Annotated in this window: 23 protein-coding genes and 1 pseudogene; 11 read left to right on the top strand and 13 right to left on the bottom strand. The window is 61.6% G+C overall.

Going from position 1 to position 26,451, the window contains the following annotated elements; genetic code table 11:
• Positions 1-46: 46 nt before the first annotated feature.
• Positions 47-874: an arylamine N-acetyltransferase family protein gene (locus tag DKB71_RS23760; protein ID WP_408597778.1), complete on the bottom strand. Its 828-nt coding sequence runs from the start codon at positions 872-874 to the stop codon at positions 47-49.
• Positions 875-985: 111 nt separating this feature from the next.
• Complete coding sequence (locus DKB71_RS23765) at positions 986-1,780, bottom strand: exodeoxyribonuclease III (protein WP_274075447.1); 795 nt, start codon at positions 1,778-1,780, stop codon at positions 986-988.
• Between the two features lie 157 nt (positions 1,781-1,937).
• Between DKB71_RS23765 and DKB71_RS23770 the strand changes: the two are divergent.
• Positions 1,938-2,236, top strand: a pseudogene (locus tag DKB71_RS23770) (hypothetical protein).
• Between the two features lie 54 nt (positions 2,237-2,290).
• Here the strand turns inward: DKB71_RS23770 and DKB71_RS23775 are convergent.
• Positions 2,291-3,697: a DUF1254 domain-containing protein gene (locus tag DKB71_RS23775; RefSeq protein ID WP_408597780.1), complete on the bottom strand. Its 1,407-nt coding sequence runs from the start codon at positions 3,695-3,697 to the stop codon at positions 2,291-2,293.
• A gap of 116 nt (positions 3,698-3,813) precedes the next feature.
• Positions 3,814-5,385 (bottom strand): diguanylate cyclase, encoded by a 1,572-nt coding sequence (locus DKB71_RS23780; protein WP_408597782.1) that lies wholly within the window; start codon positions 5,383-5,385, stop codon positions 3,814-3,816.
• A gap of 212 nt (positions 5,386-5,597) precedes the next feature.
• On the opposite strand from DKB71_RS23780, the gene DKB71_RS23785 reads away from it, so the two are divergent.
• Positions 5,598-6,065 (top strand): hypothetical protein, encoded by a 468-nt coding sequence (locus DKB71_RS23785; RefSeq protein WP_408597784.1) that lies wholly within the window; start codon positions 5,598-5,600, stop codon positions 6,063-6,065.
• On the opposite strand, the gene DKB71_RS23790 is transcribed toward DKB71_RS23785, so the two are convergent.
• The 3 genes from DKB71_RS23790 to DKB71_RS23800 form a co-directional block, all read right to left on the bottom strand.
• Complete coding sequence (locus tag DKB71_RS23790; protein ID WP_408597786.1) at positions 6,066-6,725, bottom strand: ribonuclease T2 family protein; 660 nt, start codon at positions 6,723-6,725, stop codon at positions 6,066-6,068.
• A gap of 122 nt (positions 6,726-6,847) precedes the next feature.
• Positions 6,848-7,636: a lipopolysaccharide biosynthesis protein gene (locus tag DKB71_RS23795; RefSeq protein ID WP_408597788.1), complete on the bottom strand. Its 789-nt coding sequence runs from the start codon at positions 7,634-7,636 to the stop codon at positions 6,848-6,850.
• Between the two features lie 105 nt (positions 7,637-7,741).
• Positions 7,742-9,496, bottom strand: coding sequence for a murein L,D-transpeptidase (locus tag DKB71_RS23800; RefSeq protein ID WP_408597790.1), 1,755 nt, complete (start codon positions 9,494-9,496; stop codon positions 7,742-7,744).
• 82 nt (positions 9,497-9,578) lie between these two features.
• Here DKB71_RS23800 and DKB71_RS23805 point away from each other — a divergent pair, with 82 nt between their 5' ends.
• The 5 genes from DKB71_RS23805 to codA all read left to right on the top strand — a co-directional run bounded on the left by DKB71_RS23805 (position 9,579) and on the right by codA (position 14,146).
• Entirely contained in the window at positions 9,579-10,277 is a 699-nt protein-coding gene (locus DKB71_RS23805; RefSeq protein ID WP_274075455.1) for a murein L,D-transpeptidase catalytic domain family protein, read from the top strand.
• Positions 10,278-10,380: 103 nt separating this feature from the next.
• Positions 10,381-11,460, top strand: coding sequence for a patatin-like phospholipase family protein (locus tag DKB71_RS23810; protein ID WP_323606857.1), 1,080 nt, complete (start codon positions 10,381-10,383; stop codon positions 11,458-11,460).
• Between the two features lie 75 nt (positions 11,461-11,535).
• The gene (gene queD / locus DKB71_RS23815; protein ID WP_008056290.1) at positions 11,536-11,892 is read left to right on the top strand and encodes a 6-carboxytetrahydropterin synthase QueD; all 357 of its coding nucleotides are present in this window, start codon (positions 11,536-11,538) and stop codon (positions 11,890-11,892) included.
• A gap of 84 nt (positions 11,893-11,976) precedes the next feature.
• Entirely contained in the window at positions 11,977-12,807 is an 831-nt protein-coding gene (locus DKB71_RS23820; RefSeq protein ID WP_408597793.1) for an alpha/beta fold hydrolase, read from the top strand.
• Between the two features lie 91 nt (positions 12,808-12,898).
• The gene (codA, locus tag DKB71_RS23825; RefSeq protein ID WP_408597795.1) at positions 12,899-14,146 is read left to right on the top strand and encodes a cytosine deaminase; all 1,248 of its coding nucleotides are present in this window, start codon (positions 12,899-12,901) and stop codon (positions 14,144-14,146) included.
• Between the two features lie 109 nt (positions 14,147-14,255).
• Here codA and DKB71_RS23830 read toward each other — a convergent pair whose 3' ends face one another.
• Positions 14,256-15,248 (bottom strand): diaminopimelate epimerase, encoded by a 993-nt coding sequence (locus DKB71_RS23830; protein ID WP_408597797.1) that lies wholly within the window; start codon positions 15,246-15,248, stop codon positions 14,256-14,258.
• A gap of 169 nt (positions 15,249-15,417) precedes the next feature.
• Between DKB71_RS23830 and DKB71_RS23835 the strand changes: the two genes are divergently transcribed.
• On the top strand, positions 15,418-16,569 hold the full coding sequence (locus DKB71_RS23835) for an MFS transporter (protein ID WP_274075460.1): 1,152 nt from the start codon (positions 15,418-15,420) through the stop codon (positions 16,567-16,569).
• A 24-nt stretch (positions 16,570-16,593) separates the two neighbouring features.
• Here DKB71_RS23835 and DKB71_RS23840 read toward each other — a convergent pair whose 3' ends face one another.
• The 5 genes from DKB71_RS23840 to DKB71_RS23860 form a co-directional block, all read right to left on the bottom strand.
• Positions 16,594-19,023 (bottom strand): TonB-dependent receptor, encoded by a 2,430-nt coding sequence (locus tag DKB71_RS23840; RefSeq protein WP_274075461.1) that lies wholly within the window; start codon positions 19,021-19,023, stop codon positions 16,594-16,596.
• Positions 19,024-19,121: 98 nt separating this feature from the next.
• Complete coding sequence (locus tag DKB71_RS23845; protein ID WP_408597800.1) at positions 19,122-20,105, bottom strand: FecR family protein; 984 nt, start codon at positions 20,103-20,105, stop codon at positions 19,122-19,124.
• A gap of 156 nt (positions 20,106-20,261) precedes the next feature.
• Positions 20,262-20,762 (bottom strand): sigma-70 family RNA polymerase sigma factor, encoded by a 501-nt coding sequence (locus DKB71_RS23850; protein WP_274075463.1) that lies wholly within the window; start codon positions 20,760-20,762, stop codon positions 20,262-20,264.
• A 96-nt stretch (positions 20,763-20,858) separates the two neighbouring features.
• Entirely contained in the window at positions 20,859-22,205 is a 1,347-nt protein-coding gene (locus DKB71_RS23855) for an ATP-binding protein (RefSeq protein WP_408597802.1), read from the bottom strand.
• Complete coding sequence (locus DKB71_RS23860) at positions 22,202-22,909, bottom strand: response regulator (RefSeq protein WP_408597806.1); 708 nt, start codon at positions 22,907-22,909, stop codon at positions 22,202-22,204. The genes DKB71_RS23855 and DKB71_RS23860 overlap by 4 nt, the downstream gene beginning before the upstream one ends.
• Positions 22,910-23,073: 164 nt before the next feature.
• Here DKB71_RS23860 and DKB71_RS23865 point away from each other — a divergent pair, with 164 nt between their 5' ends.
• The 3 genes from DKB71_RS23865 (at position 23,074) to tynA (ending at position 26,451) form a co-directional block, all read left to right on the top strand.
• Entirely contained in the window at positions 23,074-23,388 is a 315-nt protein-coding gene (locus tag DKB71_RS23865) for a hypothetical protein (RefSeq protein ID WP_274075466.1), read from the top strand.
• Complete coding sequence (locus DKB71_RS23870; protein ID WP_408597808.1) at positions 23,388-24,056, top strand: DUF3313 domain-containing protein; 669 nt, start codon at positions 23,388-23,390, stop codon at positions 24,054-24,056. Before DKB71_RS23865 ends, DKB71_RS23870 begins: the two co-directional genes overlap by 1 nt.
• A gap of 106 nt (positions 24,057-24,162) precedes the next feature.
• On the top strand, positions 24,163-26,451 hold the full coding sequence (gene tynA / locus DKB71_RS23875) for a primary-amine oxidase (RefSeq protein ID WP_408597810.1): 2,289 nt from the start codon (positions 24,163-24,165) through the stop codon (positions 26,449-26,451).

Here is a 26,451-nt window from a genome sequence, read left to right on the forward strand (position 1 = left end):
GCAGGCTGATCCAATCTGCCCCTTTTTTGTGTGCACGATGATCCGCCTATTGCGGCACTATCAATCTCTCAAGTGTGCGCATCAATGTCGCATTGTTTGGCACCCGAATCCCGAACTCGCTTTCCAGTACACCCATCAACTCCTGCACATCGGTCACTTCCCGGCGTTCGCTGTCATGCCCCATGCGATGGATCGCAAAGCTGCCGTTATTGAGGGTACGACGCCAGCCCTCCCCCGTACGCGCCACCATCAGTTGCCGGGCGAAGGACGATTCGGGGTGGGTCGAGACATACCAGTTGCCGACGGCGTAATCGATGTCCTCCTGGCGTTGCAGGTCGAAGATGTACATCGCGCGCCACTCCTCCCCGACCTTCGCGCGAAGGGTGTAGCCGTCGGCATGCTGCTCGATCCGATACGGCTCGTGAGGCGTCGACTGTTCATCACGGCTGTCGAGCAACAGCGGTGCGGTGGGCACCATGCCGCCGAAGCCGACGTCAGTGATGTAGCGCACGCCATCGAGCGTCACCAGGCTCAAGCGGTGCGTTCGAGCGGTCCAGGCGCCTTCTGGCTGGCCCATCACCACACGCCCGCTGATGCCCCGCGCTTCGTAGCCAAGCGCCTGCAGCAAAGCCAGAAACAGACAGTTGAGCTCGTAGCAGTAACCGCCACGTCCATCCTGCAGGACCTTTTGCTCGATCGACGTCAGATCGATGCGCACCGGCTCGCCCGCCAGCGTAGTGAGGTTTTCAAACACAAAGGCGCCGGTGTGGCGCAATTGAAGCAGGCGCAGGGTGTCAAGGGTCGGTGCCGGGGGAGCATCGAAGCCCAGACGTTGCAGGTATGACGCAAGGTTAGTCAGACGTGGCTCGCTCATCGCTTGATCCTTATGCACGCAAGCTGCGGATCGCTCCGCCAGGGGGGCTATGTATAAAGGATGAAGGGCCACGGCCGACAATTGATTTAGCCAATCGGCCGGCAAGACAATTCACCGGCGCTTGCGCGAGCCCAATTGAATCCAGGTGGGCGCATGGTCGCTGGCATGGGGCTCGTTGCGCACCCAGGCATCGACCCCGGCTTCTTCGAGGTAAGGACTCAAGGCCGGGTTGAGCAACAGGTGATCGATGCGCAAGCCGGAGTTCTTTTGCCAGTGCTGGCGAAAATAGTCCCAGAAGGTGTAGACCCTCTCCTGCGGATACAGATGACGTACGGCATCGGTCCAGCCCTGGTCCAGCAGACGCTGATAACACTCACGGCTCTCGGGTTGCAGCAAGGCATCCTTGAGCCAGGAACGCGGGTTATAGATGTCGAGATCGGTGGGCACCACATTGTAGTCACCCGCCAGCACCACCGGATGCTCGCTGCCCTGCAGCGATTGCGCGTAGCGTATCAGGCGCTCGAACCAGGCCAGTTTGTAATCGAACTTCGGTCCCGGTTGCGGATTGCCGTTGGGCAAGTACAGGCATCCCACCAGCACACCGTGGACGGCCGCTTCCAGATACCGACTGTGATTATCGTCGTCATCGCCCGGCAGACCTCGGCGGCTTTCCAGCGGCTGCGCATCCCGGGCCAGTATCGCCACCCCGTTCCACGACGCTTGCCCCTGCCAGATCGCCCCGTAGCCGATGGCCTCAAGCTGCGCGGCGGGAAATGCGCTGTCGACCGACTTGAGCTCCTGCAGACAGGCGATGTCCGGCTGCTCACGCTCCAGCCAGGCCAACAGATTCGGCAGGCGGGCGCGCATGCCGTTGACGTTGAACGTCGCGATTCGCAACTTTTTCATGACCACCGTCCCGTTTGGCTGGGCCTTTTGGGTGTGACCGCGCCGCCTGCCAGGTGTTCGGTCGGTCACGGCCTGTGCCACTCGTCATCCAGCCGGCACCAACCACCCTGCCCTTCACACCAACTTCAGGTAACGACTCATCTTTTGGAGACGGACCATGATCAACACCAAAATCACTTCGCTGTTTCTCGCTGGATTGCTCTGCGCGGCGCCCTTGGCCACCTTCGCAGAATCCGGCGATGGCGCTGACGCGACGGGCACCAAATCCGGAGCTACCAGCGGCCCGGTCATGCCGCCCGACAACACGCCAAGCTCGCCCTCGGGCGGCAACGCCGGTGACGGTGGCGCAACCGGCTCTTCGAGTGGGAGTGCGGGTGGCAGCAGCAGTTCGGGTGCCGGAGGGGTACCGGGGCCGGCGGCGGGACTGGCGGGGCTGGCGGCGGGACGGGTAGCTGAACGCGTAAAGGCAGCCGATGGTGATTCAGCGTCGGCTGCCTTGATAGGATGCGCCTACATCTGCTTGACCGCCGGAGGATTCCACTTGCCATTCAACGCCTCGGCCTTCGGACCGTACAAGCGCATGGTCAGGTTGAACGGCCCCTTGGGCGCCGGCAGCCAATTGGCTTCCAGCTCCTTGCCGGGGCTTTCGTTCTGGAAATAGATATCCAGCGAACCGTCGGCGTTGCTCTTGAACGGCATCCAGCTGCTGACCGCGAAGCGGTTGAGCCCGTTGCCCACCTGGAAACCTTCGGGGTCGTACAGCGTGATCGACCAGAAGGCGTTCACCGGAGGCGCCTCGTCCTTGGGGAAATGCAGTACGTACTTGTGCGCTCCATCGAGGGTCTTGCCGTTTTCATCGCCCATATTCAACGGATAAATCGCGTCTTCGGGCAAGTTGGCGCCGAGCCCCATCTGCGCCACGATCGCGCGCTTGAGGTAGTAGTTGCCGTAGACGCCCATGGTGTCGGTGTTCATCGACCACCCGTTGACTACTCGCGCCAGGGTCGGCACTTTCCACGCCATCAGTGCTTGTGCGTCCTTGGGTGCAGTCTCCAGGGCGGCTTTTATTTCAGGGGCCAGCGCATTCATGTCGAACGACTTGCCCGGCTCGATGCCGATACGCTTGAGCTGCGCCAGTAGCGGCTGATCGGTGCTGTGGGCGGGATGCACCTTGAGCAGCTCGGCGGCATAGGCGAAGTAGTCGGCCGCCGACAGGGTGTCGACCTGGATTTTCGGTGGGGTCGTCATGTCCACGGCCGGGTCGATCTTGACACTGACCGGCTCTGCGCCCTTGCCCAGCCGCGACAACGGCGTCACGGTGTAGCCGGCCTGGATCTTGTGCACCGCCGCGTAGTCCGCCGCGCCATCGGTCTTGGTTCGCCCGATGACCCAGACAAAGGGCGTCGGCGCCGGCAGGTGGTTGAGTCCAGCAGGCACAGTGCCGGTCCAGCCCGGTGGCGTTACCAGGAATTGCGCGGCGTCGGTACCCGTGGTGCGCCATCCGGGCGATGCGAATACGTCACTCCACATGTCGAGCATCGGCAGCAAGTAAAAACGTCCGGCGGTGTCCGGGGCGGCGATGACCAGCGGCTCCTTGGTCAGGTCGAGCCATGCAATGGAATACAAGGTGTCGAAGTTCGAGCGCACCACCCCTTTGAAATTCGCCGGCGGGTACTCGGGCACACTGACAAACATGTTCATCGGGCCCTTGCCGAACTCCTTGCCCGGTTCGATGTTGGTGAATTGCTTGCGGGTGATGTCCATGGTCAACAGCGGATAAAAATAAACGTAGGCATCCACGCCGATGGCGTGGGCTTCTTCTGCGGTCATTTTCGCTTGCGCATGACTGACCAGCGGCAAGACAGCACTGGACACAAGGGTAAGGGCAATGGCGGTCAATGCTTGGGTTATCGACATGGTGGCGATCGTCCGTGCGATGGGGAGATCTGCCGGAAGCGGCAGAGCTTCCGAAACTCTAGACGATCAATTGCCCAAGTTCTGACAGGCGGACAATCGGGCAATTGAACCTCGCATCAACGATCCGATCGCATCAGCGCCTCGACCCCGCCCTCCATCGACAACACCGCCGAACGGTTTCTACCCGAATGTTTGGCCTGATACAGGGCAGCATCCGCGCGCTGGATGAACACCTCCATGCTGTCACGCCCCGTAGGCACGAACGAATAACAACCGAGGCTTACGGTCACGTATCCGGTAGGCGAGCCCGTATGGACGATGTTCTTGCCCATGACGCTGCGGCGAATCTGTTCGGCGAGGGTCATGGCACCATGGAGATCGGTGTCAGGCAGCAACACCGCAAACTCTTCTCCACCGTAACGCACCGCCAAATCGGCCTTGCGATGGCAGCAGCTCTTCACGGCCCGTGCCACTTCGGCCAAGCAGTGATCGCCCACCACATGACCGTAGGTGTCGTTGTAGCGCTTGAAGAAATCGATATCGAGCATGATCAGGCTCAACGGGCTGTTTTGCCGGGCGCCGCGGCCGAATTCGATATCCAGGGCCCGCTCGAACAGCCTCCGATTGGCCAGGCCGGTCAGGCTGTCGTGGGTGGCAATCAGCTCCAGCGCCTGCTGAGCCATGCGCAAATCCGCCTCGACCTGCTCACCGACACGCACCTGGCGAATGAACACCCAACCGATCAGGCCCACGCCCAGCATCACCAGCACGACGATCGCGCTGGAACGAAACGCCGTGTCGTACCAGTCCGCCAGGATCGAGTCCCGGGACGAGGCCGCCGAGACCACCAACGGGTAGGCCTCCAGCTGCCGATAGCCATACAGGCGGACAATGCCATCCACTTGGGAAGCGAACATCGCGTTGCCGGAAGTCGCCTGGGGCAACAGGTTCTGAAAGATTTCCCCCTTGGCCAATGAGGTACCGATCTGCGCCTGCACATAGGGTCGACGGGCCAGCAGCGTGCCATCGGTCAGTGCCAGAAACATCGCGCCGTTGTCGTCGATACTGAAGCTTTTGAAGAACTGCTCGAAGTACGACATCTTGATCCCGGCCAGCAGCACCCCCTGGAACTGGCCATTGCGGTCGTTGACCCGCCGGGAGATCGGAATGATCCATTCGCCATTTTCCCGACTGCGGATGGCCGGGCCGATGTGCGCCACGGTCGAGACGTTCTGTTGGTGAAACTTGAAGTACTCGCGATCTGCCACGCCGCTGCCGCGAGGCAGTGCCGCAAATGAGGTGACGACCCACTGGCCCTTTTGGTCGAACAGCAGGATGCCGTGCAATTGGCTGAGCGCCTGCACCCGTCGGGTGAAGGTCTTCTGCAAGCGCGGACGCTGGGCCGCGCCGAACCCGTCGGCCTGGATCCAGTCAACCAGGCTGGCCAGCACCAGGTCGGCTTGCATAAAGGTGTCTTCGGCCTGCTGTGCCATGGCCCGCGTCAGGTTCGACGAAGCGACCTGGGCCTGGCTCAGGTCGTGGCGCCGGGATTGTTCCAGTTGCAGATAAAGCAAGGCGCACAGGCACAGGCACACCGTGCCGATAAACCACACTGCCGCCTTGCGCAGCGGGATGCGCTTCAGGGCGACGCCGGGGGCGTGGTACAGGTCATCAAGGCGTGTTGGCAAAAATGCGCTCCCTGAAAGGGCAAGGCATGAGCGATACCCCATGCCCCTGGTTTCGGGCGCCAAGTCTACGGTGTTCCAAACGGGAAAAGGGCACCAGACGCCAAATGGTTGCCCCGCCCACCTGGAAACAGTCAGAGGGCCTGACGCAGGACAACAACCTGATCGCCCTCAAGCAGCTAGGATGTGTCTTACACCACGTCAGGGAATTGAACATGAGCAAGGCAGACGAGCTCGCGATAAAATTGAAACAGACCCGATCTACCGGCATTGATCAGGCGATCGACAGCTGGCCGGGCCAGGTCTACGAGCTGTATCACCAGATCGAGGCCTGGCTGCAGCCTTTGACCGAGGCCGGTCTGGTCCTGCGGCGCAACCCCACTCACGCCTTCGAGAGTCACCCGCTGGGTGACACGTTCGACTATGCCATCGACCAACTGGTGATCAGCGCCAATCGCCTGAGCATCACGTTCGACCCTGTTGCGCGCTTTACGGCGGATGGCGAAGGGCGAGTCGAAATTCACTGCCAGGGCAACGAACTTGCCCTGTTGCGCACCGTGGACGAACACGGTGCAACACATTGGTGGCTGCAAGGGATCGAGCAGGCTGCCACGCGACCGGATGCGGTGGCGTTGACTGAAAACAGCCTGCTGTCGGTGGTACAGGCAGGACTGGCGCTCTGATCAGCGCAAAGGTGGAACCCGGATATCCCCGGCGCGGCATTGGGTCTTCACGCCTTTGCCGCAAGAGGCAAACGCCAGGTCCTTGTCCATGCAGACCCGAACCTCCGACAATTCCGGCCCCCTGCAGATCACCACAATGCCATCCGCCGGAATCTGCGGATTGCTCTGGCGGAACATCCGCGTTATGTCCGCTGCAGTAAAATAATGCGTGGTGCTCAAGGGTTGCAGTTGCTCGGGAATGCTGACCGCGCCCAGGGCCTTGTCGGAGGCCTCCAGGTACCCGTCGGCGCCGAGGCCGCTGCACGTGCCGTGCTTGGCCCATTCGTGCTCGAGTAGTTTCCTCGACGGGTACAACATCAAGCCCTTGGCCAGCTCCTCTGCCGAGAGCTTCTCCCTCGGCGCGCAGGACTTCGGCCAACCGCCCCCGGTGTATTGCGGCCAGAGGCCGTGAAGTACAAAGCCATAGCCTTTGCCGGAACATTGCGCGTCGTCAGCATGGGTCAGGCAGTAAGTGGGTGACCAGGACAGCGCCAACAGGTAGTAATCAAACACCCCTGCCACGGATGCCGGCCCGCCATTTCGCGAGTCCCGGGCGCTGCTCGTGCCGACGCTGGCGAACGTCAACAGGATCAGCGCGACCACGGCGTAAAGTCTGTTCATCGGCACGCTCCCGCAGGGTGGCTTGACCGACGATGGGTCGATCAAAAGCCGCTACTTTGGCATAGCCGCCAGCGCTTTCGCACCACGAGAGTGAGTCGAAATAATTAATGTCGTGTGATCCGTCAGAGCAACCTGTCGAGCTCTTGCAGCGTCATCCGGGGGATCACTCGCGGTGGAATTTTCGAGATATCGGACAGGTTGTAAACCTGAAAATCCTTGTTCACCACCTGCTGCGACAGGATCTTGAGCGACGGCAGGATTCGCGTATGAAAATGCTCATCGAGCACACAGGGAGAAGCGAAACTGCCCGACCTCTCATAGAAGCGCCCCGCCGTCGGGTCCAGGTCGACGCCCACCAGGAATACCCGGGTAAATCCCAGGTGGTAGGCAAGCTGCAAAGCCAGGTAGGCGACGGTACGGGCGTCAAAAAAACCACGTTTGAGATTCTTGCTGAAACCCAGGGTTTTGTTGCGGCCACTGCCTAGCCTGCGGACCCTGACCAGGTCCTTGTCTGTCCTGAAAAACTCGCTCCACGAAAGCTTGGGTGCCCGGCTCAGCAAGTACAGCTTGCCCTGAGGCTTTACCGAGGTGTGCCAGATATGTTTTTCCCACAACGCAACCCGCTCGCTGAGGCGCATGGCTTCGGTAAACAGTTCCGGTTGCTGCTCGGAAAAACCCTGATCCGTACAGACATAGAAGTACGGCTTGATCCCCGTCCCGGTGAATTTCGAAATGGCACCATTCATGGTGATCATTGGAACGCCGGCATACTTGTGTAACGGGAAATCTTTTGCCGACGCACCCGACGCCACGATGAACACGGGACCCGTTTGAGTGTTGCGGCACTCATCCAGATCATGCACCCGAAACGAATCTGTGATGTGTGTCATTTTTTTATCGGCAACATCCATCGTCAATGTCTCTATCCCTGTTATTGATCAACTGTGACCCACTTCCATGTCGATAGTTTTCAGCGGGTAAACCTTCGGCTCGGCATCTCGAAAAGACGCCTGGGGTTACGATTTGTCCTGGCCTGTGACCACCATTGGCGGTTCTGCACGTTGCAACTCCAGAGCGGGCAACTTGGACGGCTGGTTCAAGAGTCGCAGCACCGGGGAATCGTAACCGTAAACGTCGGGTTTGAACGTCACCCGTCCGTCGGTATTCAGGTCCACCGTCCAATAGGCCAGCAGCACGGGCACCTTGACGGGAAGCTTGATGTTTTCGGTTCTACCGTTGGCCAGTTGCTTTTGAATACCCGCCGAATTCCAGCGCACAGGGTCGTTGAACAGCAGTTCGACCAACTGCAACGGATTCTCCACCCGGATGCAGCCGGAGCTGGTGGCCCGCATGGATTTGGCAAACAGCTCGCGATGGGGGGTGTCGTGGAGGTAGATCGCATAGTCGTTGGGGAAGCGGATGACCACCTGCCCCAGTGAGTTTTCCGGACCGGCGTCCTGGCGCAGCGTGATGCCGCGCGCGTTGGACCAGTCGACGGTCGACGGATCGAGCGTGTTGCCTTCGCGGTCCAGGGCGCGAATCCGGTTGGCCGCGAGGTAGCCCGGATTCTGCTGGATCTTGGGCAGCATATCCTTGACCAGAATCGTCGGCGGAACGGTCCAGGTGGGGTTGAAGGTGACGTAGGTTATTTCCGACTGGAACACCGGCGTGCTGCGAAACGGTTTGCCGACCTGCACCCGGGAACGCCAGACCGGCTGGCCGTCGCGGTACAGGGCGACCTTGTAGCCGGCGATATCGACGATGACAAACGTGCCTTGCAGCTTATAGAGCAGCCAGCGCGCCCGCTCCATGTTCACCCGAACCTGATCGATTCGCGCCTCGACCGGCACATTCAGTGCCGCCAGCGTCGTCGCCCCCGCCACGCCATCGGCGCCGAGGTACTGTTCGAGCTGATACTTCTTCACCGCGGCGATGACACTGTCGTCGTAATCGGTACGCTTCGATTTGTGCGGGTCCAGATAACCGGCTGCCACCAGGCGTGCGCGCAATTGCCGGACCGCGGCATTGTCCATGCCGGGCTTGAGCGACTGCCCTTCGGCGACTTTTGGCCAACCACCGGCGTCACGAATCTGGCGCAACTGCGCAAGGCTCTCGCGCAGGCTGCGATAAACCGCCTCCTGAGGTGGCGCCAGAACGAACGCACGAGCGACGTCGTGATCATCCAGGGCAGTAAAGAAGCTGTTCATATCCTCGCGCGGGTCAATGCCCTCGGGCTCGAAGTTCCAGTGAAAATCCAACCGGGCCGGATCTACCTTGCCACGGCGCAACTGCAGCAGCGCCGTGATGTACGTACGAGTTGCCGCGATGTCGAAAGCCGCCCATTGCGCCGGCGTCGGCGCCGTGGCCTGCAGCGCCAGTTGCGCCTGGGCCAGTTCGCCAGCCCGGTAATCCTCGGGGATCAGGCCATCGGCCTGGGTACCATCAAGTCCTTGGAGCAACTGGCTGACATCTCGCCCGTTGGTCCAGGCGGCGCGGAAATTGCGATGCGAATAGAAATCCAGGACTACCCGGGCGACATCCACCCGTTGATGTTTGCGCGAGGTCAACAGAGGCGGGAATGAAGATTGCAGCGGTTCGAGCTCCGCCTGGATGGCCTGACCAACGACGTCATCGGGCGCAGCACCGAGCACACTCACTGGCGCCGGAGATACCGGCACGATCGGCGAAGTTTCACCCATCGCAGCGCCGCTGATCAGAAAGACCATAAAAAATACACGGCTTATGACGAATGACCTTGTTAATTGACCCATGGATAATCCTTAATCGCCTGTAATCAAAGGGCTAGCGTCCAACTCACTGCTAGACTCGAAATATTCCTGAAGAGACATTTTTATGGCGCTACATCGCTTTGGCCTGACAGCCCTGTTGCTGACGTCGGCTATCCTCCCGTCAGCCTACGCCGATTCGCTCGAAGTCGCGCTGGCCAAAGCGGCTCCAAACGCCAATGCCAAGGTCATTGCCCTGGCAGTTCGCGCCACACAGTGTACCCGCGCCCAAGGCTCTGTTCCGGCACAGAGACTAGCAGTGATCGATTATTCCCTACCTTCGACCGAACAACGCCTGTGGGTGTTCGATCTGAAAAAACGCAAGCTGCTGTTCCACGAACTTGTCGCCCATGGCCGCAACAGCGGCGAAAACATGACCACCCAGTTTTCCAACCAGAATGAAAGCTTCGCCACCAGCCTTGGCCTGTACCGCACCCAACAGAGTTACGTCGGCAAGAACGGCTATTCCTTGCGCATGGAAGGCCTGGAGCCTGGCTTCAACGATAACGCCTTTGACCGGGCCATCGTCATTCACGGCGCGCCCTATGTCAGCCCGGTGCTGGCTCGCGCCAACGGCCGGATCGGCAGGAGCCTGGGTTGCCCGGCGGTCAGGCCCGCCATCGCTCATCGCCTGATTGACTCGATGAAGGATGGACAGCTGCTGTTTTCCTACTATCCGGACCAGCGTTGGCTGAAATCGTCTTCTTACATCAATTGCGGCGGCGGTACTGTAGCCTCGTCGGACAAAGTCACTTCACGCCAGTAAACGGCCCACGCAAGCGGTCATCGGCCAAAGACGGGAACCACGTCAGGGAAATTGCGTGTAAGCACGCTTATAATCCGCCGGTTCGCCCGCATTCGAGACCGGTATGACCGCTATCCATATCAAGTTCCCCTCCCTGACGCTCAAGGCCGGCGCCCGGGCACTGGCACGCATTCGCCAGAACGGCTTGAGCGCCGCCGATGTCGGCACGCTGCCCGGTGCCGCCGGCGGTCCCAAGGCCTTGGGCATTCAGGGACTGGACCTGGCCTTGTTTGGCGAATGGTTGCCGGCGGTGCCGCGCGAGCGCTCGTTGATCGGTGCATCGGTGGGCTCCTGGCGTTTCGCCAGTGCCTGCCTGCCGGATGCCGCCGAAGGCCTGCGGCGCCTCGGTCAGCTGTACACCGAGCAGAACTTTGCCAAAGGCGTGACCATGGCGCAGATCAGCGAAAGCTCCCGGCGCATGCTCGATGATCTGCTCGACGGGCGTGACGCGGCTGTGCTCGACAACCCCCATTACCGCTTGAATATCATGGTGGTCAAAAGCCACGGACTGCTCGCGGACGACCACCGGGGCCGACTGGGCCTGGGCCTGTCGTCAGTGATCGCCGACAACCTGCGCGGTCGTGCGCGGCTGTCCCGGCACTTCGAGCGGCTGATCATCCACGATCCGCGCCTGGCACCGCCGGTCAACGCGCTGAACGACTTTCCGTCGCGCTTCGTCGCCCTGGACAGCGCCAATCTGCGCCAAGCCCTGCTCGCCTCGGGTTCTATCCCGATGGTGATGGAAGGCGTGCGTCATCTTCCTGGCGCAGGTACGGGTACATTCCGCGATGGCGGTCTGCTGGACTATCACCTGGACTTGCCCTATAGCGGCAACGACATCGTGCTTTATCCGCACTTCACCGACCGGGTGATTCCCGGCTGGTTCGACAAGACCCTGCCATGGCGTCGCGCCTGCCCCAAGCGCTTGCAGGATGTGCTGCTGCTGGCGCCTTCGAAGGAGTACCTGGCGCGCCTGCCCTATGGCAAATTGCCAGACCGCAATGACTTCAAGCGTTTCATGGGCGACGCCCCGAGCCGCCAGAAATACTGGCGCACGACCATGGATGAAAGCCGCCGCCTGGGCGACGAGTTTCTCGAACTGGCGGCCAACGGTCGTCTCGCCGAACGCTTGCTGACCCTTTAGTCAGGACAAGCTGTTAAACTCGCCACCTGCCCACATCGCCGCGGCGATCGCCACCTGAACAGAGCTGAAACCACTGTGGAAATCTTCAAAGAATTTACCTTCGAATCCGCCCACCGCCTGCCCCACGTCCCGGACGGCCACAAGTGCGGCCGCCTGCACGGTCACTCGTTCAAAGTGGCGATTCACCTCAGTGGCGACCTCGATCCGCACACCGGCTGGATTCGTGACTTTTCGGAAATCAAGGCGATCTTCAAGCCGCTGTATGAGCGTCTGGATCACAACTACCTGAACGATATTCCTGGCCTGGAGAATCCGACCAGCGAAGTGCTGGCCAAATTCATCTGGGCGGAACTCAAGCCGCTGCTGCCGGAATTGAGCGCCATCCGGATTCACGAGACTTGCACCAGCGGTTGCATCTATCGCGGCGAGTGAGCCAATCGATCAAAAAAACCACCGAGACCGGTGGTTTTTTTATGCCTATGCTTTTTGGCTCGCATCCGCCAAGAGGACACGCACATGACTGACTGGCCGCTGGCTCAAAGCTATCGCTTCAATGGGCATTCCGTTCGCTATGCCGTGCGCGGCGATGGCCCGCCGCTGGTGTTCGTGCATGGCACGCCCTTCTCTTCCCATGTCTGGCACCGGATTGCGCCGCACTTCATCACCACGCATCGGGTGCACTACTTCGACCTGCTGGGCTACGGGCAATCGGAAAAGGTCGATGGCGACGTCTCCCTGGGTGTGCAAAACCAGTTGATGGCGCAGTTGCTGGAACACTGGGGCCTGGATCACCCGGACGTGGTGGCCCACGACTTTGGCGGGGCCACTGCCCTGCGCTGCCATTTGCTCAACGGCAAGGATTACCGCAGCCTCACGCTGATCGACCCGGTGGCACTGACGCCCTGGGGTTCGCCGTTCGTGCAGCATGTGCGTCAGCACCAAGCTGCGTTCAGCGGTGTGCCGGACTACATTCAGCGGGCCATAGTCCCGGCCTATATCCGCGGGGCGATCAAGCGCGACATCCCGGATGACGAACTCGCACCCTATGTGCAACCGTGGCTGGGCGATCCGGGGCAGGCGGCGTTCTATCGCCAGATCGCGCAGATGGACGAGCGCTGCACCCGCGAGGCCGAGGGGCTGTACCCGACGATTCGCTGCCCGGTGCAGATTCTCTGGGGCGAGGACGACCAGTGGATTCCCATCGATCGCGGGCGGGCCCTGCAGGCCATGATTCCGGGGGCGCAGTTCCATGCGGTGGCCAAAGCCGGGCATCTGGTTCAGGAAGATGCACCGGAAGCCGTTGTCGCTGCATTGATGCGTTTTTTGCCGTTGAACATGACGGTCTGATAGCGCCCGCGAAAAGACCGCTGGCGGCATTTGCCGCTGCCGAGCTAACGTAGAGATATCGTCCAAACGGTTCTCTGAAAGGATCTGCCCGATGCACATCATCAACGCCCGGCTGCGCAACCAGGAAGGCCTGCATGAACTGCACCTGGAAAACGGCCTGATCAGCAACATCGCCCGGCAGACCGAAGCGCCGACCTTGGGCCCCGACGACCTGGACGCCGGTGGCAACCTGGTGGTGCCGCCCTTCGTCGAACCGCACATCCACCTCGACGCCACCCTCACCGCTGGCGAGCCGCGCTGGAACATGAGCGGCACGCTGTTCGAAGGCATCGAATGCTGGGGCGAGCGCAAGGTCACCATCACCGAGGAAGACACCAAGGTGCGCGCCAGGAAAACCCTCCAGGCCCTTGCCGCCCACGGCATCCAGCACGTGCGCACCCACGTCGACGTCACCGACCCGCAGCTCACCGCGCTCAAGGCCATGCTCGAGGTGCGCGAAGAAAGCCGGCATCTGGTCGACATGCAGATCGTCGCATTCCCCCAGGAGGGCATCGAGTCGTACCGCAATGGCCGCGAGCTGATGGAGGAAGCCATCCGCATGGGTGCCGATGTGGTGGGCGGCATTCCGCATTTCGAGTACACCCGCGACCAGGGCGTCAGCTCGATAAAATTCCTCATGGACCTGGCCGAGCGCACCGGTTGCCTGGTGGACGTGCATTGCGATGAAACCGATGACCCGCAGTCACGCTTCCTCGAAGTGCTGGCCGAAGAAGCCCGCAGCCGCGACATGGGCTCGCGGGTCACCGCCAGCCATACCACGGCGATGGGCTCGTATGACAACGCCTACTGCGCCAAGCTGTTTCGCCTGCTCGGGCACGCGGGGATCAGCTTCGTCTCTTGCCCCACCGAAAGCATCCACCTGCAAGGGCGTTTCGACAATTTCCCGAAACGCCGGGGCGTGACCCGGGTCAACGAGCTGCTGGAAGCCGGCATGAACGTGTGTTTCGGCCAGGATTCGATCGTCGACCCCTGGTACCCCCTGGGCAATGGCAACATCCTGCGGGTGCTCGAAGCCGGCCTGCACATCTGTCACATGCTCGGTTATCGCAACCTGCAAAACGCCCTGGACCTGGTCACCGTCAACAGCGCCAGGGCCATGGCATTGGGTGAGCGCTACGGGCTTGAACCCGGACGGCCGGCGAACTTGCTGATCCTGTCCGCGGAGAACGATTACGAGGTCATTCGCAGCCAGGGCTTGCCGCTGTATTCGGTGCGTGGCGGCAAGGTGTTGATGAAGCGGACGATGCCGGTGGTGGAGTTCTCCGGCGAGCAGATCTGAAGGTTGCGGTGACTGGGCTGGCTTCTTCGCGGGCAAGCCCGCTCCTACAGTGGATTGCGAACACTGACCCACTGTGGGAGCGGGCTTGCTCGCGAAGGCGACTTCAAATTCAACCGATCAATCGAGCCGTACCAAACAGGCTGACCCGACTCAGCTCTCCCAGCTCTTCTTCCAGCAAAATCGGCGCCGTGCCACCAGGCATCGTCACCTTCACCTCGCCAGCGCGGACCCAACCGACCCGCCACGCCGCACACGCCACCGCCGTCGCACTCGTCCCCGAGGACGCCGTCGGCCCTTCGCCCCGCTCGAACACTCGCGCAACCACGCGCTGCCCTGTCTCGTGCATCGCCCATTGCAAATTGATCCCCGCCGCACAAGGCTGCCCGGCCCCGGTCGGCATGGCGAACGCGATACGCGTCAGCCCTTCGCCCATCGCCGGCTCGCGCATCTGCTCATTGCTCGGCAAGGCCTCGGCGCTGTCCACCAACGTCACGCAATGGGGATTGCCGACCCGTACGAACTGACTGCGCGACCAGGCGCCATTAAGCGCCGACAATTGCCGCACGTGACTGAGCTCACAGCCGTTCAATTGCGCAGCTTCAACGCCAACGGCACTGACCGCCGACGGCCCGAATCCAGGCTGGCCCAGGTCGAGCCGGAAACCCTGCACGCCCTCGACTTGCGCAGCTTTCACTGCGGTCTGCCCCGGTGAAGGCGTGTCGGATTTGTCGTGATGCACCCTGAGCACGCAGGCTTCGTCGCCGGGAAAAAGCCCCTGGTCGCTCAACGCCTGGGAAAAAATCGTCAGCCCGTTGCCGCTGCGCTCGGCCAGGGTGCCGTCGGTATTGACGATCAACAGATCAAAGGGCGGCGCTGACTGAAAGGGGCCGACCAGCAAGCCGTCGCTGCGATGATCCTTGCTGCCCGGCGGTTGCGTGCCGGGCGCCCAGGCACAGCACGCTTCGATGGCCGCCAGCGTCCAGGCCTCACGGGTCTGTGCGGCATGGTCGGCCTGATCGGGCACATCGATGCCCTGCCGGCGCAGCGTCTCTGGCGCCACCACCCCGTAGATATTGCCCCGTGCATCGTACATCCGCGCCATGGCGCCCCTCCCTGCTGGATATTTGGCTTTGGCACAACATATCGCGAAACAGGGTCCGGCTGTGCAAGGATGTCAGCCTGTCGGCGTGCAGGACGCCACGACCGCTGAACGAACCCACGGGGCAAGTCATTGTCCCTTGCAGACGCGACGTTTTTTGCCAAGGATTGATATGACCAACCTCAACACCCGGACCTCATTCGTGCCAGGACGCCAGGAACAGATGTCCACGCGCATCGCCTTTTTCATCGCCGGGTTCGGTATCGCCGCGTGGGCGCCGCTGGTGCCCTATGCCAAGGCGCGGGCCGGGCTGGATGAAGGCACCCTGGGTTTGCTACTGCTGTGCCTGGGCGTCGGCTCGATACTGGCCATGCCCGTGGCCGGCCTCCTGGCCTCGCGCTTCGGTTGCCGCAAGGTGGCGACCGGCGGCACCCTGTTGATCTGTGCGGCGCTGCCGCTGCTGGCTACGGTAACGTCGATTCCAGCCCTGATTGGCGCACTGTTCATGTTCGGCGCGGGCCTGGGCACTGTGGATTCGACGGTGAACCTGCAAGCGGTGATCGTCGAACGGGCCAGCGGCAAAAACATGATGTCGGGGTTCCACGGCTTGTTCAGCCTGGGCGGAATCGTCGGCGCGGCGGGCGTCAGTGCGCTGCTCGGCCTGGGGCTCGCGCCGCTGGGCGCGATGCTGGTGGTCATTGTCCTGCTGCTGGTTGCGCTGTTGAAGGCTGCACCGCACATGCTGCCCTATGGCAGCGAAAGTTCGGGGCCGGCGTTCGCGGTTCCCCACGGCATCGTGCTGTTTATCGGCGGGATGTGTTTCATCGTGTTCCTCGCCGAAGGCGCCGCCCTGGACTGGAGCGCGGTATTCCTGGCGCAGGAACGCGGGATCGACAAGGCCTATGCCGGTTTGGGCTACGCAGCATTTGCCCTGACCATGACGGTGGGTCGCCTGACCGGCGATTCGATAGTGCGGCGCCTGGGTGCGACCCGGGTCATTGTCTTCGGCGGGGTGACGGCGGCGGCCGGGCTGTGCCTGGCCACGTTCGCCCCCAGTTGGGAAGCGGCGCTGGTGGGTTATGCATTGCTGGGCGCCGGCTGTTCCAACATCGTGCCGGTGCTGTATACCGCAGTAGGCAAGCAAACCGTGATGCCGGAAAGCATCGCCGTGCCGGCCATTACCACCTTGGGTTACGCAGGCATACTCGCCGGGCCCGCGGTGATCGGATTTGTCGCCCATGCCGCCAGTTTGAGTTTTGCCTTCGGCTTGATGGCGCTGTTGTTGCTGGCGGTGGCGATTGGCGGGAAGGTGTTGAAGGTTTAAAAGCTTCGCTGGCACCTCGGTCTGTCAGAACCCTACGCTGGCCTGCACAAAGAACGTGCGCGGCGTCCCCACATACATGCCCGCATTGTTGTCGCTGGAGCGGGTGAAGTACTGCTTGTCGAAGATGTTTTTCACCCCGGCCCCGAGCTTCAGGTTCGACACCTGCGGACCGAAATCGTAGCCCGCACGGGCGTTCCAGGTGACGTAGCCCGGAATGTCGCCGTACTGCCCATCCGCCGTGCCTTCGGTGATGTAGTTGTTGCTGAAGCTGCCGTCAGCGTTCACCGCCACACCCGGCGAGCGTTGTTTGGACTGGGCGAAGGCATCCAGGTTGTAGGTCCAGCGATTGATGTCGTAGCGCAGCCCGGCCGTCGCCACCTGGCGCGAGTAGAACGGCAGGTCCCGGCCCTTGAAGTCCGGAATCTCGCCTTCATAGACAGCGCGGGTGTAGGTGTAGCCGGCGTTGGCGGTCAGGCCGGCCAGGCGCGGGTCGAGCGCCGCCATGTCATAGTGCACCGAAGCCTCGATCCCCTGGTGCGTGGTGGCGCCGAGGTTGGTCCAGCCGGCATCGTTGCTGATGTATTGCAGTTCTTTATCGAAGTCGATGTAGAACAGCGTCACTTCACCGCCCCACACTTCATCGTTGTAGCGCGTACCGAGCTCGTAGGTCTTGGCTTTTTCCGGCTCAAGGCCATTGGCGGTCTCGTCACCCGTGCCGCCCTGGCCCAGCTGGAAGTACTGCAGGCTGCCGAACGAAGTCTCGTAGTTGGCGAACAGTTTCCAGGCATCGGAGATGTGATACATCACGCTCAGGGCCGGCAGCGGCTCGTTGCTTTCGATACTGCGGTTCTTCTCCGGCACCGGCCTGCCAGCGGTGTCGAGCACTGGGCGGTCATGCCAATCGGTGCTGATGTGTTCGAAACGGATACCCGGGGTGACGGTCCAGTTGCCGACGTCGATCTTGTTGTCGATGTACACCGAGTTGGCTTCAGTGCCACCGGTACGGTCCTGATAGACGTGGCCATCCGAACCCGGACGCACCACCGGCTCGTTGTTGACCAGCGCCAGGCGGCTGGCTTCTTCGTGCATGGCTTCTTTCAGGTAGCGATAACCGACGCTGACTTCCTGGGTGCTCGGGCCGACATCGAACACATGGGAGACCCGTGGTTCGATACCGAAGGTGTAGTAGGTGCGAGGGAACGAGCCGAGGGTTTTCTGATCGCGAGCGGCGATGTTGCTGCCACGAAAACTGTCGGTGTAGTAGGTCAGCACCTCGGCCTGGGTGCGGTCGTCAAGTTGCCGAATCCACTTGAACGACACATCCTTGCGCCGGCCGCTGAAGTTGTCGTGGTCGCGGTCGGACTGGAACGGATCGGCGTCATATTGGGCCTGGGTCAGGCCGCCGGGCATGTCGGCGCTGGCGTCGTAGTAGTGGAAATTGAGACTGAAGTCATCCACATCGGTCGGCGCCCAGTGCGTCTTGAGGATCACGTCGTCGATGTCATTGCCGTTGTTGCTTTTGCGGTAACCGTTGCCGTTCACCGCGGAATACAACAGCGCCACGCCCATGCCGTTGTCGGCGGTGCCGCCGGCGAAAACTGTATCGATGTGCTTCCAGCCACCATGCTGGGAGGTTTCCAGGGTGCTGCCGATTTCCGCCGAGGCTGTTTCCGGGATTGCTCGCGTCACGAAGTTGATAACCCCGCCGACGTTCTGTGGCCCGTAACGCACGGAGCCTGCGCCACGTACCACGTCGATGCTGTCGAGGTTGCCGGAGGAAATCGGCGCCATGGACAATTGCGGCTGGCCATAGGGGGCGAAGGCTGCCGGTACGCCATCGATCAACACAGTCGAGCGTGGCGACAGGCGCGAGGTCAATCCGCGCACGCCGACGTTCAGCGAAATATCGCTACCACCGGTGCCGTTGGCCTCCTGCACCTGCACACCCGGCACACGCTTCAAGACGTCGCCGACATTCATCGCGCCCTGCTCGACCATGGCCTCGCGGCGAATCACGGTACGGGCACCGGGGTGGTTCTGTACCACCGCGGCATCGGCATCACCGAGCCAGTCGCCCACCACCTTGATGTCGGTCACGCCGAGCTCCAGCGGGCCGTTCGCCGCAGAGGTCGCTGCCGCGGCTGGCAGCAGCGTCACCGAGCCTTCATCGATCTGGTACTGCAGGCCGCTGCCTTGCAGCAACTGGCGCAGCGCTTCTTCCGGCGCGATATTGCCTTCCACCGCCGGGGCCTGTTTGCCGGCCACCAGTTCAGGGCTGAAAAATACCTGCAGCGAGGTTTGCTGGCCCAGCTGACTCAGGGCCTGACCCAGGGGTTGCGCCGGAATGTGGATAGCGTCGGCAGCGAATGCCTGAGGCAGCGCCAGGTTGACCGCCAGTGCAAGGGCCAGCGGCAACCAAGTGGATTTGTTGTTTTTAGCGGTGGTCTTTTTCACGTCGAACGTAATCCTGAAGATCGCAAGAGTGTGCGCTTGTTAATGCAAACCAGTTGCAGTTGAACAGGAAGACGATGAACTCGAAAAAAACCTGAATTTTATTTTGAAATTATTTCCTGGCTGCCGTCGTCGAGGGTGCGCACGGCCACCGGCAGGATGTTAGGCAAGGCCTTGAGCAAGGCGTCGGTATTGTCGGACTTGAACACGCTGGTCAGGCGCAGATTGCCCACGGCGGCATTGCCGACCTTGAGCGGCTTTTCCCGATAGCGCGAGACCTGCTCGGCAACGTCGGCCAGGCTGGCGTTGTTGAACACCAGTTTGCCGCTGCGCCAGGCCGTCAGTTCGGCGGGATTGACCGCGTAGGCCGGCGCGACCTTGCCCGCGGCATCGACATGGCTGCCCAGGCCGGCGGTCAGGCTGATGAAGTCGTTGGCGGCGGCGTCGCGTCCCTGCACCTTGACCGTGCCCTGCTCCACCACCACCCGAGTGTCGCTGCTGCCCCGGCGCACATCGAAGCGCGTGCCGGTGACGATGACCTTGCCGCTACCCGCCTCGACCACAAAGGGCCGGTTGCTGTCGTGTTCGACGCTGAACAGCGCTTCGCCTTCGCTCAGTTCAATGGCGCGACGATCCTTTTCAAAACGCACCTGAATGCGGCTGCGGCTATCCAGATCGACCGTCGAACCGTCGGGCAAGGCGACCTGGCGACGCTCGCCCAGCGCCGTGGAAAACTCGGCGGTGTAGGGCGAAGGTTGCTGCAAAACGTTGAATAGCCCCAGGCCGACGGCCATCGCCAACACACTGGCCGCCACCGCGTAGCGCAGCAACGGGCGTCGTTTGCTGCGATTCGGCGCTTCCTCGCACAACGCCTGCAGACGCGCCGTCGGCAGCAGGTCGGCGGCGCTCCACAGGCCCTGGAGCACTTCGAATTCATTGCGGTGTTGAGGATGCTGGTTCAGCCAGCTGTCGAATTGGCGATACGCCTCGACATCGACCGCGGGTTCCTGAAAACGCACAAACCACCGCGCCGCTTCATCGCGAACCGCTGTTTGCCCGCACGCACAATCACGAGTATCCATCATGGAAGTTCCTGTTTGGCCGGGGATGAGAAATCACGCGGTATGCGGTTGGTGTAGGAGCTGCCGAAGGCTGCGATCTTTTGATCTTCGGCCACTTCAAGACCGCCAAAGATCGCAGCCTGCGGCAACTCCTACGGGTATTTTCAAGGCCACCGCACATCATGACTGCAACTCATCCAGGCGGTCGCGCAGATGCCGCAGCGTGCGGATCATATACTTTTCCACCATGTTCTTGGACAGTCCCAGGCGTTCGGCGATTTCAGCCTGGGTCAGGCCTTCGATTTTCTGCCAGACAAACACCTTGCGGCAGTTGACCGGCAGCTCGGTGAGCGCCCGTTCGATGGAATCCGCCAACTGGATCGCTTGCATGAAATGCTCCGGGTCGCCGGATGACGACACACTGAGATCGATCGCCTCCGACTCCATGGCGCCCCGCCGATCCTCACGCCGATAACCGTCCACCGCAATGTTGCGCGCCGTCTGGTGCAGATAGGCCCGGGGCTGCTGCACCACCGCCGAATCCGACTCGAGCACCCGCACGAAGGTATCGTGGGCCAGGTCCTCGGCCTGTTGACGGTTTCTCAGGCGACGGGTCCAGGTGCCAACCAACTCTTCGTAATGCTCGAAAAAGCCGTGTCTGCGGGGCAGCTTGGGGGTCATTGCGGTGTGCTGTGGGTGCGAGGGCGTGAATAGTAATGCTTCCTATTAAGCCAAGGCAACGGTTTGCGGCCGGGCGGACTAACGGTCGATCAACGACTAACGCTCGATAGCCTTTGCGCCGCGAGCGCCCGGCAGTTCAACACGCGCCACCAACCCCGCGCCGCTGCGATTGCGCAGCGTCAGCTCCCCCCCCTGCTCGCGCACGATCGCCCGCGCGGCGGACAGTCCCAGCCCCACGCCACCGGTATCCCGGTTGCGTGAAGTCTCCAGTCGGTAAAAGGGATCGAACACCTGTTCGAGGGCGGACTCGGGGATACCGGGGCCCTCGTCGCTGACTTCGATGCAGACCCTGCGCCCATCCCCCGTCAGCCCGATGGCCGGTTTCTGGCCATATTTCACGGCGTTTTCCAGCAGGTTGACGATCACCCGCTTGATCCCGAGCGGACGGCCTTCGTACACCAGATGGGCTGGACCGCTGAAGTCGACGACGATGTCCTGGTCGCGAAAGTCGTCGACGATCGTCTGCAGCAGTTCCGAAAGGTCGAATGCAGTGCTCTGCTCCCCGTGGCTTTCATCCCGGAAAAAACCCAGCGCCGCGTTGATCATCGTCTGCATCTCTTCGATGTCGCGGACCATCTTGCGCTGCTGTTCCAGGTCTTCCATGAATTCGCTGCGCAGGCGCATCCGCGTCAGGGGCGCGCGCAAGTCGTGGGAGATCGCCGCGAGCATCTGTGTGCGCTCGCCGAGAAAGTGGCGGATCTGTGCCTGCATGGTGTTGAAGGCAATGATTGCCTGGCGTATCTCATGGGGGCCTTCGATCTTGATCGGCGGCGCGCGCAGGTCATCGCCAAAGCGCCGTGCGGCGCTGGCAAAACGCTGCAGCGGATTGGCCAGTTGCCGCGTGGCAATCCAGGCGACCAGCAGGGTTGCCACCAGCCCCAAGGCAATGATGATCGGGATGCGTACATTGGAATCGAGCCCCCAGCTGCGTTCCGGGGGCGTGAACGACAGCCAGCTGCCATCGCGTAGCTGAACCAGGGCCACGTAGTGCGCCTGGGGGCTGTCGTCCGGCCAGTCGCCGGGGTTGAAGACCTGGATGTCCCGGGGGGCATCACCGAGCAACTCTTGCAGCGGCGAATGTTCAGTCCCCACCTGCGTACCGTTCGAGGGCAGATGGAAATCGCCCCGCCGTTCGTGCCAGACCACCTCAAGCGTCGGATGGCTCGCGGCGAGGGCCAATGACGAGCGCAACGGGACGGGCGCCGCCTCGATCACCCGGACGTTCGCGGCGATCTGCTCCAGCAGGCCGGTGCGGTCGATCGGCGGGCGCCCCCAGGTGCCCGCCAGCTGCACGAACAGGCCATTGAGGGCCAGCGAAGCGAGCATGGCGGCGACGATTGTCAGCGCAATCCGCGACCTGAGGGTATCGAGGCGCCGAATCACGAGCGGGTCACCTTGGCGCAGAACATATAGCCCCCATTACGCACCGTGCGAATGAGGTCCGGGCGCTTGCTGTCGGGCTCGATCTTGCGACGCAGGCGACTGACCTGCACATCGATACTGCGGTCATAGGCCTCGTGGTTCTGGCCGCGAGCCAGGTCGATCAGCTGTTCCCGGGTGAGAATGCGCTGCGGATGCTCGAGAAACACCAACAGCAGATCGAACTCGCCAGCGGACAACGGAATCATCACGCCCTCGGGCGAGCGCAATTCGCGGCAGGTGATATCCAGGTGCCAATCGGCGAACGTGATGATCGGCCGCGTCGGCTCGCGCCCCGGACTTTTCTCGCCGGCGCGACGCTGAACGGCGCGCAGTCGGGCGAGCAATTCCCGCGGGTCGAAAGGTTTGGTCAGGTAATCGTCGGCGCCCAATTCCAGGCCGACGATACGGTCGCTCAGTTCACCCATCGCGGTCAGCATGACGATTGCAATGTCCGTCTGCGCGCGTAATTTCTGGCACAGGCTCAGGCCACCTTCGCCGGGAAGCATCAGGTCAAGGATGATGATGTCCGGACGATTTTTTTCGATCATCGTCCACATGGCCTCGCCATGGGTGGCCAGGTCCACCTCGTAGGCATGCTGGACAAAAAACTGCTTCAGCAGGGACAGGATTTCCACATCGTCGTCGACGATCAGCAGTCTGCTCACGTTCAGGGGATCCAGGGTCAAAAAAAGAGCGTATCTAAAACCATTCCGCGGCCAGGGTCATATATTTCAACCCGGAAACATTCCTGCCCGCCCGACATCAATCGGACATACGGTCGTTACTGCCCTGCGGCACCCTGCGCAGATTCCAATTCATGAGGTCTTCCATGCAGGGATCGAATTACGCGACCGAGACAACCGACAGCACTCATACGGTGATCCTCAACCAGCGCACCAGTGCGCCAGCGAACGACGAGCCGATTCTATTCCAGCAGGCGTGCCTGGGACTGACCGATGATCGGACCCACGTCGTGTTGCGCCGCTATTTCGAGCAATACAGCCCGAGCACCGGGACCTGGGTGGAATACATCCACCGCGTTCCGATTGCCGAGTTCACCCAGTGGATCATGGCCAACGGCGATCTGCGTATCGAATGCTCGGAAGACCTGCCTAGCTCCCCCCTCCACCCAGGAACCCCTTGATGAGAAAACTCTTCTCGCTGCCGCTTTTGGCAGTCGCCAGCATCGCCCTCTCAGCGTGCAGCAGCAAAACCGTCGCGCCGGACAACTATTCAGGTTTTTTGAACGACTACAGCACCTTGACGGAGCACCAGTCGCCCTCGGGCCAATCCGTGTTGAGCTGGGTAAATCCAAAGCTTGAGCTCGACCGCTACACCCAGGTCTACATCGAACCGAGCCGCTACTACCCGGAGCCCAAGCCGAGCGAACGCCTGCCACAGACCACCCTTGGCGACACCACCTGGTACTACGATGCGGTGCTCAAGCATGAGCTGGGCAAGGTCTTGACCGTGGTCAACACTCCGGGACCCCAGACCCTGATCGTGCGACCGGCAATCACCCGGGTGTCTGCCAGCACCCAGGGCCTGCGCTTTTACGAATGGCTACCGATCACCCTGGTTGTCGCAGGCGTCAGTACCGCCACCGGAATCCGTGACCAGGACAGTGAAATTGCCACCGAGGTCGCCTTTCTCGATGGCGGGAGCAAAACCCTCGTCGCCACGGTAGTGCGCAAAGGCACGGGAATACCGCTGGAAAACGACAAGCAGGTGATTACCACGGCGAACGTCAAGGGCGTGCTCGACGGCTGGGCCAGCGACCTGCGCAATTCGTATGTGGCGATGCGCAAGTAAAAGGCAGGCAGACAAAGCAATCTGGCAGGAATCCAAAGGCAGGCATCGACTGGCTGTAGCAAAGTGCAACAATGCCAGTCACCGGCTTTTCTCCAGGAATGCACCCATGTCCAGCGCCAAAGCATCGCCCAAAAGATCACCGCTTGTCCGGCTCGCCCTGGCCATTTCCCTGAGCGTCCTCGGCCTGCCCTTGTGCATGAGCAACGCCCAAGCCCACGGTGGCCACGCCGAAATGGTGCCGCTACAGGCGGGGCTGGAGGAGTTCGGTGCCACCGTCAAATGGGACGACTACTCGAACCTGTTCACCATTGCCAAGGACGGCGTCTATCTCAAGGTCAAGCCGGACAGTAAAGTGGCCATGCTCAACGGCAAGCGCATGGAGCTGACGGTGCCCGTGGTGTTCAAGGGCAAGACGGCGTACATGTCCAAGGACTTCATCAACCAGGTCTTCCAGTCCGGCCTGGACACGACGTTCATCGTCGAGACCCGCCCCAACCCGCTCAACCCCCTGAGTGCGGCTGAAATCACCACGGCGGTGGACATCGTCAAGCAATCGGAACACTACAAGCCAGGTTTTCGCTTCACCGAAGTATCGGTCAAGGAACCGCCGAAGGATCAGGTGTGGAACTTTGTCTTCACCGGGCAAAACGTCACCCAGCCGCGCCAGGCCACTATCGTGGTACTCGACGGCAAGCATGTGATCGAAGCGCTGGTGGATCTAGACAGCAAGACGCTCAACGCCTGGAAGCCGATCGAAGGCGCCCACGGCATGGTGTTGCTGGATGATTTCGCCACGGTGCAGACCGCTGTCGAGACCAGCCCCGAATACGCGCAAGCCTTGGCCAAGCGCGGCATCAACGATGTGAAGAAGGTCGTCGCGACGCCGCTGACCGTCGGTTACTTCGACGGCAAGGACGGTCTGGCCCAGGACAAGCGCCTGCTGAAGATCGTCAGCTACCTCAACGTCGATGACGGCAACTATTGGGCGCACCCGATCGAGGGCCTGGTGGCGATTGTCGATCTGGAGCAGAAAAAGCTCATCAAGATCGAAGACGAAGCGCTGATTCCGGTGCCGATGAAACCCACGCCCTACGACGGACGCGGGCGCAAGGGCGTAGCGGTCAAGCCGCTGGAAATCATCGAACCCGAAGGCAAGAACTACACCATCACCGGCAACAGCATTCACTGGCAGAACTGGGATTTCCACGTTCGCCTCGATTCGCGGGTCGGCCCGATCCTGTCCACGGTCACCTATGACGACCAGGGCAAGAAGCGCAAGATCATGTACGAGGGCTCACTGGGCGGCATGATCGTGCCTTACGGCGACCCGGACGTCGGTTGGTACTTCAAGGCCTACCTCGACTCGGGCGACTACGGCATGGGCACCCTGACCTCGCCAATCGCTCGCGGCAAGGACGCCCCGGAAAACGCCGTGCTGCTGGACGCCACCATCGCCGACTACACCGGCGCACCGACCGCGATCCCGCGAGCCATGGCGGTGTTCGAACGCTACGCCGGACCGGAATACAAACACCAGGAAATGGGCCAGCCCAACCTCAGCACCGAGCGGCGCGAACTGGTGGTGCGCTGGATCAGCACCGTCGGCAACTACGACTACATCTTCGACTGGGTCTTCCAGCAGAACGGCACCATCGGCATCGACGCCGGCGCCACCGGCATCGAAGCGGTCAAGGGCGTGAAATCCAGGACCATGCACGAAGACACCGCCAAGGAAGACACGCGCTATGGCACCCTGCTCGACCACAACATCGTCGGCACCACGCACCAGCACATCTATAACTTCCGCCTCGACATGGACGTGGACGGCGAGCAAAACTCCCTGGTAGAGGTGAACCCGGTAGTGCTGCCCAACGACCGAGGCGGCCCGCGTACCAGCACCATGCAGACCGAAACCCGCGTGGTCAGCACCGAGCAGCAAGCGGCGCAGAAATTCGACCCATCGACCGTGCGCCTGCTGACCAATTTCAGCAAGGAAAACAAGGTCGGCAACCCGGTGTCCTACCAGCTGATTCCCTATGCCGGTGGCACGCACCCGGTGGCCAAGGGCGCCAACTTCGGCACCGATGAATGGCTGTACCACCGCCTGAGCTTCATGGACAAACAGCTGTGGGTGACGCAATACAACCCGGAGGAAAAGTACCCGGAAGGCAAGTACCCGAACCGCTCGGACAAAGACTCGGGACTGGGGCAATTCACCCAGGATAACCATTCGATCGAGAACACCGACGACGTGGTCTGGCTGACCACCGGCACCACCCACATCGCCCGGGCCGAAGAATGGCCGATCATGCCGACCGAATGGGTGCATGTGCTGCTCAAGCCGTGGAATTTCTTCGATGAAACCCCGACGCTGAACCTCAACTCCCCGAAATAA

The sequence above is a fragment of the Pseudomonas sp. PLMAX genome, from assembly GCF_046042685.1.
Lineage (GTDB): Bacteria > Pseudomonadota > Gammaproteobacteria > Pseudomonadales > Pseudomonadaceae > Aquipseudomonas > Aquipseudomonas putida_AE.

Coding starts and splice junctions, on each gene's coding strand:
- DKB71_RS23830 (WP_408597797.1), bottom strand. CDS start 15,248: ATGGCGCGGATGTACGATGCACGGGGCAATATCTACGGGGTGGTGGCG.
- DKB71_RS23785 (WP_408597784.1), top strand. CDS start 5,598: ATGAGCAAGGCAGACGAGCTCGCGATAAAATTGAAACAGACCCGATCT.
- DKB71_RS23800 (WP_408597790.1), bottom strand. CDS start 9,496: ATGGGTCAATTAACAAGGTCATTCGTCATAAGCCGTGTATTTTTTATG.
- DKB71_RS23760 (WP_408597778.1), bottom strand. CDS start 874: ATGAGCGAGCCACGTCTGACTAACCTTGCGTCATACCTGCAACGTCTG.
- DKB71_RS23870 (WP_408597808.1), top strand. CDS start 23,388: ATGAGAAAACTCTTCTCGCTGCCGCTTTTGGCAGTCGCCAGCATCGCC.
- DKB71_RS23820 (WP_408597793.1), top strand. CDS start 11,977: ATGACTGACTGGCCGCTGGCTCAAAGCTATCGCTTCAATGGGCATTCC.
- codA (WP_408597795.1), top strand. CDS start 12,899: ATGCACATCATCAACGCCCGGCTGCGCAACCAGGAAGGCCTGCATGAA.
- DKB71_RS23835 (WP_274075460.1), top strand. CDS start 15,418: ATGACCAACCTCAACACCCGGACCTCATTCGTGCCAGGACGCCAGGAA.
- DKB71_RS23850 (WP_274075463.1), bottom strand. CDS start 20,762: ATGACCCCCAAGCTGCCCCGCAGACACGGCTTTTTCGAGCATTACGAA.
- DKB71_RS23810 (WP_323606857.1), top strand. CDS start 10,381: ATGACCGCTATCCATATCAAGTTCCCCTCCCTGACGCTCAAGGCCGGC.
- DKB71_RS23790 (WP_408597786.1), bottom strand. CDS start 6,725: ATGAACAGACTTTACGCCGTGGTCGCGCTGATCCTGTTGACGTTCGCC.
- DKB71_RS23845 (WP_408597800.1), bottom strand. CDS start 20,105: ATGATGGATACTCGTGATTGTGCGTGCGGGCAAACAGCGGTTCGCGAT.
- tynA (WP_408597810.1), top strand. CDS start 24,163: ATGTCCAGCGCCAAAGCATCGCCCAAAAGATCACCGCTTGTCCGGCTC.
- DKB71_RS23795 (WP_408597788.1), bottom strand. CDS start 7,636: ATGGATGTTGCCGATAAAAAAATGACACACATCACAGATTCGTTTCGG.
- DKB71_RS23865 (WP_274075466.1), top strand. CDS start 23,074: ATGCAGGGATCGAATTACGCGACCGAGACAACCGACAGCACTCATACG.
- DKB71_RS23765 (WP_274075447.1), bottom strand. CDS start 1,780: ATGAAAAAGTTGCGAATCGCGACGTTCAACGTCAACGGCATGCGCGCC.
- DKB71_RS23775 (WP_408597780.1), bottom strand. CDS start 3,697: ATGTCGATAACCCAAGCATTGACCGCCATTGCCCTTACCCTTGTGTCC.
- DKB71_RS23805 (WP_274075455.1), top strand. CDS start 9,579: ATGGCGCTACATCGCTTTGGCCTGACAGCCCTGTTGCTGACGTCGGCT.